The following is a 17,442-nucleotide window of genomic DNA, read 5'->3' as shown; positions in this document are numbered from 1 at the left end:
GTAGCGGACGACCCCCCGTTTGAGAATCCCCGGCCAAGGCGCAACGGTTCAAACTCACAGCTTTATGGATTTGTTAAGAATTGATAGTGCCAGCAAATATCGAAACGACGGCAAAACAAAAGGCACCCGAAGGTGCCTTTTCAAGTTTCATACAACGGCGAATAATCAACGACCGTCCGGCGTGCGGAGGCCGAACCACTTGTCCTTGACGGCCTTGTAATGTTCTTCCGGCTTGTACTCGGCAACCTGCAAGCCCATCTGGCTGGCGGTCATGCGACCGGTGGCATTCAGAAGAGCGTAGCTGGCAACAACGACGTTGCGTTCGGATTCGACCAGAGCGATCTGCGCCGTGATGAGATCATTCTGTGCATTCAAGACGTCGAGTGTCGTGCGCTGTCCAACCTTGCGCTCTTCGATGACGCCATCGAGAGCAAGCTGTGCAGCGGAAATACCATCGCGATTTGCCTTGACCGACGCGCGGGCAGCTTCGAGCTGCGACCAAGCCGATCCGATTGCCTGACGAACCTGATCGCGGACGACGTCGACTTCGATGCGGGCCTGACCGAGCTGTTCCTTGGACTGACGAACCTGAGCCGACGTGCGACCACCAGTATAGATCGGAATACTGACGCCAACGCCGATGGAAGCCGAGTTGCCGTCTGTCTGCGAACCGCCTTCACCGGAATAAGTATCGAGGCGGCTGGCGCTTGCTGTGAGACCGACGGACGGAAGCAAAGCGCCTTCCTTGGCCTTCACATTATATCCAGCGGCATTGACGGCGTACTGCGTGGCGAGAATGCCTGGATGCCCGGCCGTCGCAATAGAGAAGGCCTGATTAGGCGAGCTTGGCAGGTTCTTTGCCGCCGCTGCAGTTGCAAGCTTGTCCGGCTGAACGCCGATCACCTGCACATAGGTTGCTTCTGCCGATTTGACGTCAGCGCGAGCAGAATTCAGCGCAGCAACTGCGGTCGAACGGCTGGCGTCTGCTTGTGCAACGTCCGTACGCGTACCCTCGCCCACATCGAGGCGAGCGCGAGCAGCGCGAACCTGTTCGTTCAGGGCTGCAAGGTTGCGCTCTCGCAGAACCGCGATCTGGCGAGACTGGTAGACATCCATATAAGCGGTTACCGCCTCGTAGAGTCGGTTTTGCTCTTCGTTGCGGAGGTTTTCACGCTGGGCGAAGACCTGCGTTTCTGCGGCGGCGACATTGTTCTTGGTTTGAAACCCATCGAACAGCATCTGGTTCAGCTCGATGCCAAACGTACCCGTCGTACGATATCCCTGACTTGAAGGTGTCTTGCCATGCCCTACGTTATAAGAACCGGTAATCTGCGGACGATAACCGGATTTGGCAATGGCCACGCCTTCATCCGTAACGCGGACGCCAGCGCGGGAGTAGTTCAGGTTAGCATTGTTCTTGTAGGCCTTCACGAGAGCGCCGGTTAACGTCTCCGAGAACGCCGCCTGCCCCGTTAAAATGGTGCCAGACAACAATGCTGCGGCCGCTACCAGTCCTTTGCACGTTTTGAACACCGGGTACCTCATATTAAGAACAAACGAATCCAACTATCGAACCGATCGGTTCGGGCAAATCCTAATAACCTCTAAATTCGGTTATTTCCATTGCCCCCGCCAGAGCTTGCACAAACAAATTCCGCAGCGTTGCAGAATTGTATCATCCGCTAAAATTAAAATTCGAACTGCGCAACGCGCTCGAATCCCGGCAGCGGACGAACTGCAGTGTTGAACACACCGCGTCCCGATGCAACACCATTTTCTTTAACGTAAATCCGCGCAACGCCAGCATTCCCGCGGCCCTCGACGGCGACCAAGCGTCCGCCATCCTTCAACTGGCCGAGAAGTGCGTCCGGAATGAAATCGACGGCGCCCTCAATGACGATCACGTCATAGGGTGCTTCGGACGGATAGCCTGCCTGCAGTTCACCTGAAACGATCACAACATTGTCATAGCCCAATTCAGCGAGACGGGCCGTCGCAGCAGCCGACAATACGGAATCACTTTCCAGACCGATCACCGAACCAGCGAGCTTGGAAAGGATGGCTGCCGAATATCCGGTACCGCAGCCGACATCGAGAACCACGTCGGTATTCTTGATGCGTGCGAGCTGCACGAGTTTGGCGAAAGGCGAAGGTTCCATGATGTAGCGCGGCTGCTTGCCTTCGCTTTCAACAAGCTGGTCTTCGTCGATATAGGCCAGAACCTGACGGGCGGCGGGAACGAAAGCCTCGCGCGGAACGGTCAGGAAAGCATCGATAACCGCCAGATCGGTTACGTCCGTCGTGCGGATCTGGTTGTCGACCATCTTTGTGCGAAGATCCTGGAAATCGGCTGCCATAGCCCTAAACCCTTCCTTGTCGCGGAATGCGATGTTTCATGCCATTGGAGCCCCGCGCGTCTTTTCTGGACGCACTTGGAGCACCATAAACGAGATTTGCCGTTGATGTGGCAAAAATCGCGGGTCCAGTCAATGAAACACAGCATTTGCGGCATTTATGCTCACTGATACCCGCTTCTTGTTACCAGCATCTGGATATGGAAACGCCGGAAAGCTTCCGCTTCCCGGCATCTCGGTGTCTGTTTTGACACACGGCCTGCCCGAAACCGTTTACGCTTTTCGGGATGGGCTCTATCGTTCGCAGCACTTTGAAACAAGCGCCCCTGAAATCACATTATTGAGCGTTCGATGCCGGATAACCGGCAGCAGCCAGTGCGGAAAGAACGGCGTCCTGCGAAACATTGCCGCCGAATTCGACCTCTTTCCTGTCGAGATCGATTTCGATTGGTGCCGTTGCATCAAGCTTGCGCAGCGCGACGGTAATGTTATCGGCGCAACCGCCGCACTTCATCTTGGGAATGGAAAACTTCATCAACTCAGTCACTCCTTATAGGACTGACCATAAGATGGGGCTTCCCATCGTGGTAAGGTCAAGAGCCAATCTGCCAATTCTTTTTATGGCGCTTCGCAAGTCTCCGGAACGCTCTTTTCCAGCTCCAGCGGCGACTTGGTCAACGACCCCGTCATAATCTGCATCGGCTTGAAAGGTGGTTCCTCCTGCATGCCGGGATTTGTGAGATGAATCGTGTAGCAGCCTGTAAAGACTTCCTTTTTGCCATCTGTCGTTTCAGCTTCGATGGCCAGCGGCTGGCTCCAGTAGATCTGGCCAGCGCCGGGGTCCGGATCAGTCTTGCGCAGCGCCACCTTTACGCTCTTGGTGTTCTCATAGCCCTTTACGAAGGTCTTGAAGTCGGGCTCCCGCCCCTCCTCGGAATAATAGCCATAGGCTCGGGTATATTCCTTGCGATTGATTGCATTGTAATAGGATTCGATCAGCGCCTGCGGTGTGGAGCGATCATCACGATAGTCCGGGACCGTTACGCCTCCGGCTGCATCCTGGGTCTGCTCGGAAGGTTTCGTTTCCTCAACCGGCTTGGCAGCTTTATCGTGTTTTTCCTCAACGTTTCTGGGTGTTTCTTCGGGCGCGGCCTTCGGCGGATTTTGCGCCAGGGCAATTCCAGCCGAAAAGCCTGCCAGCCCCGTGCCCAGAATGCCGATCACAGCAGCCAGCATCAGAGGTTTCATCCGGTCATTCGACATTCGCTTCTCCTCTTCCTAGCAAACTTATTGTGGAACGCTTCAGTGACGCTCCTGATTTGGTGTATTGCAGTAATGATGTTACAACACTAACTATAGTGAAAACGTGGCAGACGCAGAGGAAACTCAGCCTGTTGCGACATGATTGGACGATTCTTCGTCCATATGCCAGCACGATACCGGAAGAGAGAAAATGGGCCGTTTCGCAGTCATGACGCTAACTGACAAGGCAGCTGATCGCGTTCGCGAGATCATCGCATCACGGGACGGCGCTCTTGGTATCCGGGTGGGTGTAAAAAAAGGCGGTTGCGCCGGGATGGAATATACCATCGATCTCGTCACCGAAGCCAAAGCAGGCGACGATGTGATCGAGAAAGATGACGCAAAGGTTTTCATCGCGCCTGAAGCCGTTCTGTTCCTGCTCGGCACCCAGATGGATTTCGAAGTGACGACGCTGCGCACGGGTTTTGTCTTCAACAATCCAAACCAGACATCGGCTTGTGGTTGCGGCGAATCCGTAGAAATCAAAGCCGCCTCGCCGGAGAGCCTTCGTCAGATGCAAGGCGCGGCCTGATCCAGGACAAGGTGTTCGCCGATGGATGACGAAGCTCTTCGCGATTTGTTGCAGGACTTCGGCCCCATCAGCATACGCCGCATGTTTGGCGGCAAGGGCATCTATCACCAAGGCCTGATCTTTGCACTCGTCGTCCGCGACGAGTTACTCTTAAAAGCCGACGAAGTAACCATCCCCGATTTCATTGACGCAGGCGCTACCCAATGGACCTATGAAGGTCGTAAGGGTGGCGATCCAATTGCCATGCCTTACTGGAGTGTGCCAAGCGAAGCGTTCGACGATCCGGAAGTGATGACGCACTGGGCACGCCTTGCCTATGATGCAGCCCTGCGGAGCGAGAAAACCAAGCCAAAAAAGAAATCGGCTGCGAAGCGCTAGCCTGCAGCCGATGGATCCGTTTCCCTACCGCTTCCGTCAGATTCCCGTTGGAATCAACATGAAGGCAGGAATATCGTTGCCGAAACCTACAGGCGTCGGGCCGTCATCGTCACGATCACGACGACGCTTCTGCTCATGCTGCGGCTTGCCGCGGCGCTCATCATTGGAAGCGCGGATCGCATCGCGGCGCTCGCTGGATTCGATGACTGGCTGCGGCTGTTCGGCAGGATCGAGAACTTCGGCAGGCTTTGCCTTCGGCTTGTCTTTCGGCTTGTCCTTGCCCTTGGCATCCTTGCCTTTGCCACGAGCATTCTTGCCCTTGCGCTGATCGTCTGCCTCGTCAACGGCAGGCAGCGTCGACAGATCACCGTCGAGCCATTCGATCTTTTCGCCGATCATATTCTCGATAGCTGCAAGATACTTCGTATCGGAGGGCGTCACGATCGTGAATGCCTTGCCGGAACGTCCAGCGCGACCGGTACGGCCAATGCGATGAACATAATCTTCCGAATGAATCGGAATGTCGAAATTGAAAACGTGGCTCACATCGGGAATGTCGAGACCGCGTGCAGCAACATCGGACGCCACCAGCAACTGCAGCTTGCCTTCCTTAAAGTTCGCCAGCATGGTCATGCGTGCGCGCTGATCCATATCGCCATGCAAGGCACCGGCATTGAACTCGTGTCGCGTCAGCGAGCGGAATAGTTCGGATACATCTTTCTTGCGATTACAGAAGATGATCGCGTTCTTGAGCGTGTCGCCTTCCGCACGGATGAGATCGCGCAGAACCGCGCGCTTGTCCCAATCCTTCTTGCTGGACTTCACCAGACGCTGGGTCACGGTTTTGGCCGTGGACGAAGCTTTTGCAACTTCAATGCGCGTCGGCGAATGCAGGAACTGTTCGGTCAGCTTGGTGATTTCCGGCGGCATGGTGGCCGAGAAGAAAAGCGTCTGACGCGTAAACGGAATGAGCTTGCAGATGCGCTCGATGTCGGGGATGAAACCCATGTCAAGCATACGGTCGGCCTCGTCGATGACGAGAATTTCAACACCAGTCAGGAGCAGCTTGCCGCGTTCGAAATGATCGAGCAGGCGACCTGGCGTTGCGATGAGAACATCGGCACCACGTTCCAGCTTGCGTTCCTGCTCATCGAACGACACGCCGCCAATCAGAAGGGCCACGTTCAGCCGATGGTTCACACCGTATTTGACGAAATTTTCCTCGACCTGCGCTGCGAGTTCACGGGTTGGCTCCAGAATGAGCGTACGCGGCATGCGCGCCCGCGCCCGGCCCTTTTCCAGAAGCGTGAGCATCGGAAGCACGAAAGACGCGGTCTTTCCGGTTCCCGTCTGCGCGATACCGAGAACGTCTTTGCGTTCAAGGGCTGGAGGAATGGCTCCTGCCTGAATAGGTGTGGGCGCAGAATATCCCGCCGCTTCTACAGCAGCGAGCACTTTCGGGGAAAGACCGAGTTCGGCAAATGTCGTCAATGGAGGCGCAGCTCTCTGGTTTGGAAATGATTTCCACCCATCCTGTCATTGCAGCCGCGTCATCGGGCGCAGGAACCAAGGCAGAATAAGGCGTCTGCAACGCAAAATGCGTTTTCTTGCAGCATCGCGTACGTCCACAGCGTGCAAAAGTCAACTAAAATACCATCGAAAGGTATCAAATTGCTTCGATTGTGCTGCAACAATCGAAATCAATGCGGAACTTGAACAAATTTATTCAAATTATCAAAAGCTAAAGAGCATTTGCCTAGCTGAACCGGTGCACCACTTATCTGCCAAAACTAATGCCTGAACTGCTCTGTCAGGATGCGCTCGTCCCAGGAATGATTTCGGTCAAAGAGAATGGCTACCTGGCTGTTCGGCGCCTCCCGCACGGTTACAGACTTCACCGACTTGACTTCGTTATTGTCAGCGACCGCATTGACCGGGCGTTTTTCGGTTTCCAGCAAATCCATGCGGACGGTCACGTGCTTGGGTAGAAGCGCACCGCCCCAGCGACGCGGACGGAAGGGGCTTACCGGAGTCAGCGCCAGTAGCGGCGCTTCAAGCGGCAGAATGGGGCCTTGCGCCGAGAGATTATAGGCAGTGGAACCTGCGGGCGTCGCGACCATAACACCATCGCAAACGAGTTCGTTCAACCGCACCTTGCCGTCAATCGTTATCTTGATCTTGGCGGCCTGATAGGACTGACGGAAAAGGGAAACTTCGTTGATGGCCAAAGCCTCGAAAGATTGTCCCGATTCCGTTTCTGCGACCATCACAAGCGGGCGAATGGTTTCCATTTGCGCAGCCAGAATACGTTCCGGCAGATCGTCCACGCTGAACTCATTCATCAGGAACCCGACAGAGCCGCGGTTCATGCCATAGATCGGCGTGCCGCTGTTCATAAAATCGCGAAGCGCCTGAAGCATGGTTCCATCGCCGCCAAGCGCGACGATGATATCAGCATCTTCGGCAGCTACATGGCCATATCGAGCGACGAGCTCTTTCTGGGCGACAAGTGATTCTTCGGTTCCCGATGACAGAAAATGAAGCGCGAGCGATTTATCTTCCATATTTACAGTCCCGAATCTGGCCCAACTCTGACAAGTTTGCCACTGTTTCCCCAACCCGCTATTGGCTATCACATGAAAAACCCGGTTGCCATGACCTGCATGCGATGAATTTTCGTTTTACACGCGCTGCATTTGTGCTAATCGGGCGCAAGTGCCCTTATAGCTCAGTTGGTAGAGCACCTGATTTGTAATCAGGGGGTCGGGAGTTCGAGTCTCTCTGGGGGCACCACTTTTCCAGCAGACACATGATATGCTGGCATCATTTAACGTATTTCTTATGTATCTGATGAGATCGCTGCCCTGCCCCACAGGCAGTTTAATTTTTCTTGACATCATCACATCAAGAATAAATATTATATTAGTATATGTTTTTAATTTATCTGTATTTTCCAATTTTCTTTTTTAACAAATTATATATTTGAAGATTTTAAAATGAAAAAATTTAAGATTGTTATTGCGACTGTTACGCGCAATCGCCCAAAAATGCTGATAAATCTTTATCGATCACTTTCAGAACTGTACCTCCCAGGTAACGTAGATGTTGAATTTCTGGTTGTGGAGAATAATCAGGTCAGCACCTCAGACATCTGGCTTCAAGAAATCGCAACTCAGCTCGGCTCGCGCCCCATAACCTATTCACTTGAAACAAACATCGGTATTTCATGTGCTCGCAATCGCGCACTTGATTATGCCAAGCTGATCGGAGCTGACTTTCTTGTTTTTGTCGATGATGATGAACAGGCAAAACCGGATTGGTTGCAACAACTGTTCGCAGAGCAACAACGTTTGGATTTCGATATTGTCGGATCACCAGTAAGACCACAGGCGTTAGAAGGGCGATTGAATCTTTGGCAGAGATTGATCTGGTCGGGTGTTGAAAGAAACAGCACCAAAGCCGAACTAAGAGCCCGAAAGAAGTGGCAAGAGAACAGAGGCGATACCATCAAAGTGGCAACCGGAAGCTGGTTGGGCAAGCTCGATTTCTTCCGAAAGACCGGCTTGCGATTCGATTCGCAACTGAGGCTGACTGGGGGGGAAGACTGGAATCTCTGGCTAAAAGCCAAGAGATTGGGTGCGAAAACAGGCTGGGCTCCGGATGCAATAGTCTATGAGACAGTGCCTCGTTGCAGGATAAGCCTCTCCTACCACTTCCGCAGGAACCGGGATCATAATGCAACTGAATTTGCGCTGCGATACGACGAAAACCCGCAACAGGCGATGAAGCAAGTTCCTTTCAAGTTTCTCAGTCGTTTATGGAAGCTGCTGATCGCGATTTGCACACTCCCGTTCAACGCCGGACAAGCCCTTATTTCATCCGCAATGGCGCTGGGAGGCATTGTCGGACTGCTTCAAGCCTGTTGCGGGAAGCGGCCCCTGCATTATGCGAAGACGACCGGCTTTTAGTGCACTTCCCGTTACGGAATCAAAAATGCGGCCCAAAGAGCCGCATTTTTTTATTTCGGTCAGATTTCAATACCAGCCGACGGCCACCTGGGCCTCCTCGGACATACGGTCCGGCGTCCATGGCGGATCGAATGTCATCGTGACTTCCACCATGGAAACACCCTCAACGGCGCTGACTGCGTTCTCAACCCAGCCCGGCATCTCGCCTGCAACCGGGCAGCCGGGAGCGGTTAGAGTCATTTCGATTTTCACGGTGCGATCATCTTCGATGTCGATCTTGTAGACGAGGCCAAGCTCGTAGATATCGGCCGGAATTTCCGGGTCATAAACCGTCTTCAGGGCCGCGATAATGTCGTCCGTCATGCGCAGGAGGTCTTCCTGCGGGATGGCAGAAGCGGAAAATACCGAATTGCCTTCGGCCTTTTCTCCGCCCTCGACAGGCGTGGTATCGGCTTTGTCCTGAACTTTCTGTTCCATATCGGTCATCCGAAAAACTTCCTTGCCTTTTCCAAGGCTTCCGCCAATGCATCCACTTCAGCACGGGTATTATACAGGGCGAAGGATGCACGGCATGTAGAGGTGACGCCGAAGCGTTTCAAGAGCGGCTGCGCGCAATGTGTTCCGGCGCGTACCGCAACCCCTGCCCGATCGATTACCATCGATACGTCATGCGCATGAATTCCCTCAAGCGCAAACGAGATGATTGCTCCCTTGTCCGGCGCATTGCCAAAAATACGCAATGAGTTGATCCGGCCAAGCTGCTCATGAGCATAATCACGTAAATCCTCCTCATGAGCGAGGATCGCATGACGACCGATCTTTTCCATATATTCAAGCGCAGCGCCAAGACCAATGGCCTGAACGATGGGCGGCGTGCCCGCTTCGAAGCGATGGGGCGGATGGTTGTAGGTGACGTTTTCTTCCGTCACCTCCTCAATCATCTCGCCGCCGCCCTGGAAAGGACGCATCTTCTCAAGCATTTCGGAACGGCCATAGAGGACGCCGATGCCGGATGGTCCGTAAACCTTGTGGCCGGTAAAGACATACCAGTCGCAGCCAAGATCCTGTACGTCGACAGGCAGGTGCACAGCACCCTGACTGCCATCGACCAAAACCGGAATGCCGCGCGCATGGGCAAGTTCCACGATCTTCTTGATCGGCGTAACGGTCCCCAGCGCATTCGACATATGCGTGATGGCGACCAGCTTGGTGCGGTCCGTCAGACGCTTCTCGAATTCCTCGATGTGGAAGATACCTTCATCGTCCACCGGAGCGAAAACCAGCTTCGCGCCCTGTCGTTCACGAATGAAATGCCATGGCACGATATTGGAGTGATGCTCCATGATCGACAAGAGGATTTCATCACCCTCACCGATATTCGGCATGCCATAACCATAGGCGACCGTGTTGATGGCTTCGGTCGCGTTCTTCGTGAAGACAATTTCGTCCACCGAACCGGCATTCAGAAAGCGCCGAACCGTTTCGCGCGACTTTTCATAGGCATCCGTTGCTGCATTCGACAAAAAATGCAGGCCACGATGAACATTGGCATATTCGTTGGAATAAGCGTGCGTCACAGCGTCGATGACACTCTGAGGCTTTTGCGCCGATGCACCATTGTCGAGGTAGACGAGCGGCTTGCCGTGTACTTCTCTCGAAAGGATCGGAAAGTCCCGGCGGATCGCCTCGACGTCATAGCGCGCTACAAGCGGATTCTTCTGGTCCATGATCGTTCCTCTTGCCGTTTCGGCAGGAAAAGGCAGAGCGTGCACCTGCACACTCCACCTTAGTCAATCAGGCCCGACTCAGTCAGGCATGTATAGCGAGCCAGTTGGACAGCACTTCTTCCAGTGCCTCAACCAGCGTTTCGTCTTCCAGCTCTTCGATAATCTCGGCGATGAATGCCTTGATCAGCAGGCCACGTGCCTCGTTTTCCGGAATGCCGCGGGCCATCAGATAAAACAGATAGTCCCTCGACAATTCGGCAACCGTTGCACCGTGACCGCAGGCCACGTCATCGGCAAAGATTTCGAGTTCGGGCTTGGCATCGAACTCACCATCATCCGAAAGCAGCAGCGTGTTGCAGGCCATGCGGGCGTCGGTCTTCTGGGCGATCTGTGCAACGCGGATCATGCCCTGGAAAACGCCACGCGCACGGTCCTTGACCACGTTGCGAATGATCTGGGTGGAACGCGTATTTTCCACCAGATGGCCAACCGTCATGGTGATATCGGTGTGCGTGTCGTCGGCCAGAAGATTGAGACCACGAAGCTCGAAGTCAGAGTCCTCACCCGTCACATTGACGTGCACTTCCTGACGAACCAGCTTGCCGCCCGCATTGACGATATAGAGCGTAAGCTTGGAGCCCTTGCCAATCGTCGCATTGAACTGCGAAAGCTGCGTTGCCTGACCGAAATCACGCAGGATAATCCAGAGGATTTCAGCACCGTCGCCAACGGTCACGTGGTTGACAGAGGTGGAAAAGGCATCGCCCTCGCCACCGTTCTGGCGCTCCACGATGGTGCCCTTGACGTTCGCACCGATGCGAACAGGAAAACGCGTGTGTCCCTGTCCGGCCTTCTGGATATTCTGAAGCTCCAATGGCGCTTCCAGTTCGGTGCCATCGGCTATTGAAACCATCCAGCCATCGCTGACATAGGCAGCGTTGATCTGGCCGATCGTATCGTCGAAGCCGCGCGACCGAAGCTGAGTGACGAGTGAACCGTCAGCCAATGCCTCGCGAACAGGCGTCAGCGACACGCCTTCAGGCGTTTTCGCGGCGAGAGCCACGCCATTGCTTACGGCAGCGACAAACGAACCGGCGATGAGCGCAGGCAACGCCTGCGTTCCGGCTGCAGTGTCGAATGGAGCCACACCCTTCAGAAGCGTGCGGAAATCCGTGTAATGCCAGCTTTCGACGCGGCGGGACGGAATGCCGTTCTCCTTGAGTGTTTCGAGCGCCGCATCACGTGCAACGACAACATCGCCATTGCCCGGCAGGTCGCCCATGCGGTCGGCAAAACTGTCGATCAGCGCGCTTTCAGCCGGCGTTCGCGGCTTGGCAGCCGGGGCGGTCTGGATATTCATGATCCATCCCTCCTCAGGCTGCTTCGCCGATTACTTCGGCATAACCGTTTTCTTCCAGATGCAGTGCGAGGCTCTTGTCGCCAGACTTGATGACCTGGCCTTTGTAAAGCACGTGCACGCTATCGGGAACGATGTATTCCAGCAGACGCTGATAGTGCGTGATGACGATCACGGCACGGTCCGGAGAACGCAGCGCGTTTACGCCTTCCGAAACGATCTTCAGCGCGTCGATGTCGAGGCCGGAGTCGGTTTCGTCGAGAACGCAGAGGCTCGGCTCCAGAAGCTGCATCTGAAGAATTTCAGCACGCTTCTTCTCGCCGCCCGAAAAACCGACATTGAGCGGACGCTTCAGCATATCCATGTCGATGCTAAGCTTGCCGGCAGCGTCCTTTACGCGCTTGATGAATTCCGGGATTTTTAGTTCCGGCTCGCCGCGCGCCTTGCGCTGGCTGTTCATCGCAACCTTCAGGAATTCCATCGTGGCAACGCCCGGAATTTCCATCGGATACTGGAATGCGAGGAAGATGCCCTTGGCGGCGCGTTCAGCCGGGTCGAGCTCGAGGATCGACTCACCATTATAAAGAATGTCGCCTTCCGTCACTTCATAATCTTCGCGACCGGCGAGGATGTAGGAAAGCGTGGACTTGCCCGAACCGTTCGGACCCATGATCGCAGCAACTTCACCCTTGTTCACGGTGAGGTTCAGGCCGCGGATGATCTCGGTATCCGTGTCGGCGATTTTTGCATGGAGGTTCTTGATCTCAAGCATGAATGTAAACCTTGTTCTAATGCCAGGAAAAGGCTGGCCAGAAAAATCACTGGGAAAGAGGCGATCGGTTAACCGACGCTGCCCTCAAGCGAGATGCCGATAAGCTTCTGAGCTTCGACGGCGAACTCCATCGGCAGTTCCTGAATGACTTCCTTCACGAAGCCATTGACGATGAGAGCGATTGCCTCCTCTTCCGGAATGCCGCGCTGCATCACGTAGAACAGCTGGTCTTCGGAAATCTTGGAGGTGGTTGCCTCGTGCTCGAACTGCGCCGTAGCGTTCTTTGCCTCGATATACGGCACCGTATGCGCGCCGCAATCGTTGCCGATCAGAAGCGAATCGCACTGGGTAAAGTTACGGGCATTTTCGGCCTTGCGATGGGCAGAAACCTGTCCGCGATAGGTGTTGTTCGACTTGCCGGCCGAGATACCCTTGGAAATGATGCGGCTCGACGTGTTCTTGCCGAGGTGCAGCATCTTGGTGCCCGAGTCGATCTGCTGATGACCGTTCGAAACAGCGATCGAATAGAACTCGCCGCGCGAATTGTCGCCACGCAGAATGCAGGACGGATATTTCCAGGTGATCGCAGAGCCAGTTTCAACCTGCGTCCACGAAATCTTGGAATTATCGCCACGGCAATCGCCACGCTTCGTAACGAAGTTGTAGATGCCGCCCTTGCCGTCCTTGTCACCGGGGAACCAGTTCTGGACCGTCGAATATTTGATTTCGGCGTTTTCGAGCGCAATCAGCTCAACGACAGCCGCGTGCAGCTGATTTTCATCGCGCTGTGGTGCGGTGCAACCTTCCAGATAGGAAACATACGCACCTTCATCAGCGATGATGAGCGTACGTTCGAACTGGCCGGTGTTCTTTTCGTTGATGCGGAAATAGGTCGAAAGCTCCATCGGGCAACGAACGCCCTTCGGAACGTAGACAAACGAACCGTCCGTGAACACAGCCGAATTCAACGTCGCGTAATAGTTGTCCGACACGGGGACCACAGAAGCCAGATACTTCTGCACCAGTTCAGGATGTTCGCGGATCGCTTCCGAAATCGAACAGAAGATCACGCCAGCTTTGGCAAGTTCGTCCTTGAAGGTCGTAACCACCGACACACTGTCGAACACGGCATCAACGGCAACGCGGCCGGACGCATAGACATTGTCGGAAGGATTGCCATCGATTTCGCTCGGCTCACCCTGCTTGCGGACGCCAGCAAGGATTTCCTGCTCGCGCAACGGAATACCAAGCTTTTCGTAGGTCTTCAGCAGCTCCGGATCGACTTCATCAAGCGATTTCGGGCCGGACTGGTTTTTCGGCGCCGCATAATAATATGCGTCCTGGAAATCGATCTTGGGGTAGTCGACGCGCGCCCATGTCGGCTCTTCCATGGTGAGCCAGCGTTCATAGGCTTTCAGACGCCATTCCAGCATCCATTCCGGCTCGTTCTTCTTGGCGGAAATGAAGCGAATGATATCTTCGTTCAGGCCCTTGGGAGCCTTCTCGGCTTCGATCGTCGTCTCGAAGCCGTACTTGTACTGGTCCACGTCAAGGCCGCGGACCTGATCAATGGTCTCCTGCACTGCAGGCATTGGCGTTCTCCATCCTCGTCGGGGTCAAGGCCCGACAGTTGCAAACGTCAAGGTGATATGTCTTGAACAATACCGCCTCAATATAGTGTGCGTGGCCCTTCTTTAAAACCTCTCTAAACTGAATTTCAAGCACCGGGTTCAAATTTGCCCCTAAAAATGCCGATTAAAACGATCAACTTAATGAAACAGTCCTATGAAACAGCGATTGCAGTCGATACGTCCCGGCTTTGATGCCTTGATTTCCTTCAAAGAATTGGAATTACCGAACAGTCGATCAGAATCATGCCTGCCCTTGCCCTGCGCATGTAGGAACATAGATAGCGAAAGGAAAGGGAGACCATGATGAGCACTCAAAATCTGCAGGACTATGTGAAATTTCTCGAACAGCAGGTGAATGACGAGGGCCGCACCATCGAGCAACTGAAATTTTTTCAGGACGCCCACGACAAGTTCAATATTTCAAACGCCAGTGCTTCCGACGACATCGCAGATGATATTGCCAAGCGGGAAGAGTTCAAAACCCGCTACGAAGGCTATATCGCCGCTGCGAAGAAGAAACTCGGCCTCGATTTTTAAGTTGCAATCATGCCTTCCTGACGCGGCGCTCGATAATCTTGCGGAACACGTCGAGAAACGCATCGACTTGATCGGGCGTTGCTGTTGGCTCAAGCGACACGCGGATCGCTCCGAGACTGTCCCCATGTCCCATGGCCGACAGCACATGGCTGGGGCCGACTTTTCCAGATGAGCAAGCCGACCCTGCCGAAAGCGCAATTCCGCCGAGATCAAAGGCGATCTGCACGGTTTCCGCCTTCTGCTCCTCAAGGGAAAAGAACGTCGTATTGGGCAATCTGCCAACCGACTTTCCGTATATCACCGCATCCGGGGCTATGGCTTCAAGTCCGGCTTCCAACTTGTCCCGCATCGCCGGGGACCAGCCATCATCGTCCAGTCGCGCCTTTGCAATATCAGCCGCAGCACCGAAACCCGCGATAAGCGGCAGAGCTTCCGTTCCTGCTCTATGCCCCTTTTCCTGACCTCCCCCGCGAACAAGCGCGCGCGGCATCATGAGATCGGAAATGGCGATAATTGCACCGACGCCTTTCGGACCACCAATCTTGTGTGAGGAGATGATGAGGTAGTCGCCACAATTATCTGAAATATCTAATTTAATGCGTCCCGCCGCCTGGACCGCATCAACAATATAAATGCCGCCAGCGGCCTTCACGATAGCGGCAATTTCCGCAATCGGCTGAATGATGCCGGTTTCATTGTTGGCAGCCTGGATCGCGACAAGCGGCAAACCCTGATTTTTGTCGTGACTGGCGAGAGCTGTTTTCAGGGCATCGAGTTGTATAATGCCATTTCCATCAACCGGTAGAACGCTGATATCTTGCGCCGCAAACTGCCCCCCGGACAGCATGCAAGGGTGTTCCGTGTCACTCACATAGAGATGCGACAAGCGGACCGGTGAACGCCCCATCATGTAATTGGGTGTCAGCAGCGTCGATGCGGCTTCCGTTGCTCCAGATGTAAAGAAAACATGGTCTGGCCTGGCATTGACGAGCGCTGCAACGCTGCGGCGTGCCGCTTCAACGAGAGCACGTGCAGCGCGGCCTTCACGATGCACGGAGGACGGATTGCCAGTAATCCCGAGAGCATTGATGACTGCATCCCGCGCCTCATCAAGCAACGGAGCACTGGCATTATAATCCAGATAGAGCCTCTTGCCGCTCCCGTTCACCGTACCTATCTCCTAAACAAAACTTTGGAAGCGCAATTTTCTTGAATTTTCAATCAAGAAAAGCCTATTAAGCCCCCATAGGAACTGAAACTCGCTTTCAGTCTGTCGAAATTTCAAACCGGTTCTAGAAGCGGCGTCCAACAACGTCAAGTTTCGTCGCCCCAGTCCGGTCTTCCCGTTACGAGCGGAGTACACATGCCAGAAGTTATTTTCAACGGTCCTGCCGGACGCCTCGAAGGTCGCTATCAGCCTTCCAAAGAAAAGAATGCTCCGATCGCGCTTATCCTTCATCCGCATCCGCAGTTCGGCGGAACGATGAACAACAAGATCGTTTACGATCTTTTCTACATGTTCCAGCAGCGCGGCTTCACCACGCTGCGCTTCAATTTCCGCGGCATAGGCCGCAGCCAGGGTGAATTCGACCATGGCGCAGGTGAATTGTCGGATGCTGCAAGTGCACTCGACTGGGTGCAGGCGCTTCACCCTGACTCCAAGACATGCTGGGTCGCCGGCTATTCGTTCGGTTCATGGATCGGGATGCAGTTGCTGATGCGTCGCCCGGAAATCGAAGGCTTTATTTCCGTTGCGCCGCAGCCGAACACCTACGATTTCTCCTTCCTGGCACCCTGCCCTTCGTCCGGTCTCATCATCCATGGCGATCAGGACAAGGTTGCACCGCCGAAGGACGTGCAGGCTCTGGTGGACAAGCTGAAGACCCAGAAGGGTATCACAATCACCCAGACCACGATCCCCGGTGCGAACCACTTCTTCGCCGGACAGGGCGACGAACTCATTGAGGATTGTGCCGAATATCTTGATCGCCGTCTGGCTGGCGAACTGGTTGAAGCGCGTCCGAAGCGCCTGCGTTAGGGTCAGGACTTATTAATTTGATGGAAATGGCACCTGAAATGACAAGGGCTGCTAGGAGAGACGCGAAGAACGGGGTGGTTTCCCCGGTCAAGCGGCTTGACGCAGCAGATCGCCAGTCATTTCGGTGTCCAGAGGATTTGGTCCATCCACCCGGCTACTTTGTCGAAAAAGCTCGGAAATGAACCACATTTCCTTCGCCTTTTCTCCTCGTATCCGAATGGATGGCCTCACACCATTTTCACCAAGTTAATAGGTCCTGACCCTAAGCTTTACAAGAATTTCGCAAGTCGTTTTCCAGATTTGCAGCGTCTCATCCGGCGGGTCTCCCGCCGGATTTTTCATGCGATGCTACCATCGCAATCCAGTGATTCGTTTTCTCCAATCTATCTCATGAGCGTGACATGCCGGTTTATGCTATCCTCGCTATTGCCATCGTGTCCGAGGTCATCGGAACGCTCAGCCTCAAGGCATCAGATGGTTTCACACGATTGGGGCCGTCCCTGATCGTTGTCGTCGCTTACGGTCTGGCCTTTTACTTTCTCTCCATGACCTTGAAGAGCATCCCCGTCGGTATTGCCTATGCGGTCTGGTCGGGGATCGGTGTCACGCTCGTGGCCCTGATCGGCTGGCTGGTGTTCGGCCAGAAGCTTGACCTCGCGGCAGTGTTCGGCATGGGATTGATTATTGCTGGTGTCATTGTGCTCAATCTGTTTTCAAACACCGCACAACACTGAGACTAACCAACGCCGGCTGCTTCCAATCATTGAAGCCAAATTACTGGTTCGCAACCCTTCAATTCGGGAGTTTCCTTGTTATTGGCGGTTGATTGGTGCTAAAGGCGGACTT

General features: G+C 54.3%; 18 protein-coding genes and 1 tRNA gene. 7 read left to right on the top strand and 12 right to left on the bottom strand.

From position 1 onward, the window contains the following. Positions 1–165 precede the first annotated feature (165 nt). The 4 genes from F9K91_RS07175 to F9K91_RS07160 form a co-directional block, all read right to left on the bottom strand. Positions 166–1,545 (bottom strand): TolC family outer membrane protein, encoded by a 1,380-nt coding sequence (locus F9K91_RS07175; RefSeq protein WP_151555008.1) that lies wholly within the window; start codon positions 1,543–1,545, stop codon positions 166–168. A gap of 143 nt (positions 1,546–1,688) precedes the next feature. Continuing rightward, on the bottom strand, positions 1,689–2,357 hold the full coding sequence (locus F9K91_RS07170; RefSeq protein WP_151677514.1) for a protein-L-isoaspartate O-methyltransferase family protein: 669 nt from the start codon (positions 2,355–2,357) through the stop codon (positions 1,689–1,691). 334 nt (positions 2,358–2,691) lie between these two features. After that, positions 2,692–2,892 (bottom strand): heavy-metal-associated domain-containing protein, encoded by a 201-nt coding sequence (locus F9K91_RS07165; RefSeq protein ID WP_109988208.1) that lies wholly within the window; start codon positions 2,890–2,892, stop codon positions 2,692–2,694. 80 nt (positions 2,893–2,972) lie between these two features. Further along, complete coding sequence (locus tag F9K91_RS07160; protein ID WP_151555010.1) at positions 2,973–3,617, bottom strand: hypothetical protein; 645 nt, start codon at positions 3,615–3,617, stop codon at positions 2,973–2,975. A 190-nt stretch (positions 3,618–3,807) separates the two neighbouring features. Here F9K91_RS07160 and sufA point away from each other — a divergent pair, with 190 nt between their 5' ends. Both sufA and F9K91_RS07150 read left to right on the top strand, forming a co-directional pair. Next, positions 3,808–4,188: a Fe-S cluster assembly scaffold SufA gene (gene sufA, locus F9K91_RS07155; RefSeq protein ID WP_109988210.1), complete on the top strand. Its 381-nt coding sequence runs from the start codon at positions 3,808–3,810 to the stop codon at positions 4,186–4,188. Positions 4,189–4,209: 21 nt separating this feature from the next. After that, a complete protein-coding gene (locus F9K91_RS07150; RefSeq protein WP_061346381.1) occupies positions 4,210–4,566 on the top strand; it encodes a TfoX/Sxy family protein in 357 nt (118 codons plus the stop codon). Positions 4,567–4,602: 36 nt separating this feature from the next. On the opposite strand, the gene F9K91_RS07145 is transcribed toward F9K91_RS07150, so the two are convergent. Together F9K91_RS07145 and F9K91_RS07140 are read right to left on the bottom strand one after the other, a co-directional pair. Next, the gene (locus F9K91_RS07145; protein ID WP_151677513.1) at positions 4,603–6,057 is read right to left on the bottom strand and encodes a DEAD/DEAH box helicase; all 1,455 of its coding nucleotides are present in this window, start codon (positions 6,055–6,057) and stop codon (positions 4,603–4,605) included. A 299-nt stretch (positions 6,058–6,356) separates the two neighbouring features. Continuing rightward, entirely contained in the window at positions 6,357–7,130 is a 774-nt protein-coding gene (locus F9K91_RS07140) for an NAD kinase (protein ID WP_061346383.1), read from the bottom strand. 153 nt (positions 7,131–7,283) lie between these two features. Here F9K91_RS07140 and F9K91_RS07135 point away from each other — a divergent pair. Next, a tRNA-Thr gene (locus F9K91_RS07135) sits at positions 7,284–7,359 on the top strand. A gap of 203 nt (positions 7,360–7,562) precedes the next feature. Continuing rightward, the gene (locus F9K91_RS07130; RefSeq protein WP_151555012.1) at positions 7,563–8,534 is read left to right on the top strand and encodes a glycosyltransferase family 2 protein; all 972 of its coding nucleotides are present in this window, start codon (positions 7,563–7,565) and stop codon (positions 8,532–8,534) included. 66 nt (positions 8,535–8,600) lie between these two features. Here F9K91_RS07130 and F9K91_RS07125 read toward each other — a convergent pair whose 3' ends face one another. From F9K91_RS07125 to sufB, 5 genes are all read right to left on the bottom strand, one after another. Then, positions 8,601–9,020 (bottom strand): SUF system Fe-S cluster assembly protein, encoded by a 420-nt coding sequence (locus F9K91_RS07125; protein ID WP_151555013.1) that lies wholly within the window; start codon positions 9,018–9,020, stop codon positions 8,601–8,603. After that, the gene (locus tag F9K91_RS07120) at positions 9,017–10,261 is read right to left on the bottom strand and encodes a cysteine desulfurase (protein ID WP_151555014.1); all 1,245 of its coding nucleotides are present in this window, start codon (positions 10,259–10,261) and stop codon (positions 9,017–9,019) included. The genes F9K91_RS07125 and F9K91_RS07120 overlap by 4 nt, the downstream gene beginning before the upstream one ends. A gap of 82 nt (positions 10,262–10,343) precedes the next feature. Next, a complete protein-coding gene (gene sufD / locus F9K91_RS07115; RefSeq protein ID WP_151555015.1) occupies positions 10,344–11,621 on the bottom strand; it encodes a Fe-S cluster assembly protein SufD in 1,278 nt (425 codons plus the stop codon). A 13-nt stretch (positions 11,622–11,634) separates the two neighbouring features. Further along, positions 11,635–12,390 carry a Fe-S cluster assembly ATPase SufC gene (gene sufC, locus F9K91_RS07110; RefSeq protein ID WP_151555016.1) on the bottom strand — a complete coding sequence of 252 codons (756 nt, stop codon included), beginning with the start codon at positions 12,388–12,390 and terminating at the stop codon, positions 11,635–11,637. 68 nt (positions 12,391–12,458) lie between these two features. Continuing rightward, positions 12,459–13,982: a Fe-S cluster assembly protein SufB gene (sufB, locus tag F9K91_RS07105; protein WP_061346386.1), complete on the bottom strand. Its 1,524-nt coding sequence runs from the start codon at positions 13,980–13,982 to the stop codon at positions 12,459–12,461. A gap of 339 nt (positions 13,983–14,321) precedes the next feature. Between sufB and F9K91_RS07100 the strand changes: the two genes are divergently transcribed. Continuing rightward, entirely contained in the window at positions 14,322–14,558 is a 237-nt protein-coding gene (locus F9K91_RS07100; RefSeq protein ID WP_235912808.1) for a hypothetical protein, read from the top strand. A 7-nt stretch (positions 14,559–14,565) separates the two neighbouring features. Here the strand turns inward: F9K91_RS07100 and F9K91_RS07095 are convergent, their stop codons facing one another. Continuing rightward, the gene (locus F9K91_RS07095) at positions 14,566–15,726 is read right to left on the bottom strand and encodes a cysteine desulfurase family protein (protein ID WP_151557947.1); all 1,161 of its coding nucleotides are present in this window, start codon (positions 15,724–15,726) and stop codon (positions 14,566–14,568) included. Positions 15,727–15,921: 195 nt separating this feature from the next. Here F9K91_RS07095 and F9K91_RS07090 point away from each other — a divergent pair, with 195 nt between their 5' ends. Both F9K91_RS07090 and F9K91_RS07085 read left to right on the top strand, forming a co-directional pair. Further along, positions 15,922–16,596, top strand: a complete 675-nt coding sequence (locus F9K91_RS07090) for an alpha/beta hydrolase (protein WP_061346388.1) — start codon at positions 15,922–15,924, stop codon at positions 16,594–16,596. A gap of 401 nt (positions 16,597–16,997) precedes the next feature. Next, a complete protein-coding gene (locus F9K91_RS07085) occupies positions 16,998–17,330 on the top strand; it encodes a DMT family transporter (protein WP_061346389.1) in 333 nt (110 codons plus the stop codon). The last annotated feature ends 112 nt before the right edge of the window (positions 17,331–17,442 follow it).

This window comes from Brucella tritici, assembly GCF_008932295.1.
In the GTDB taxonomy this organism is placed as follows: domain Bacteria; phylum Pseudomonadota; class Alphaproteobacteria; order Rhizobiales; family Rhizobiaceae; genus Brucella; species Brucella tritici.
Note: the sequence above shows the minus strand (reverse complement) of the source record. Positions and strands in the feature narration are given on the sequence as shown.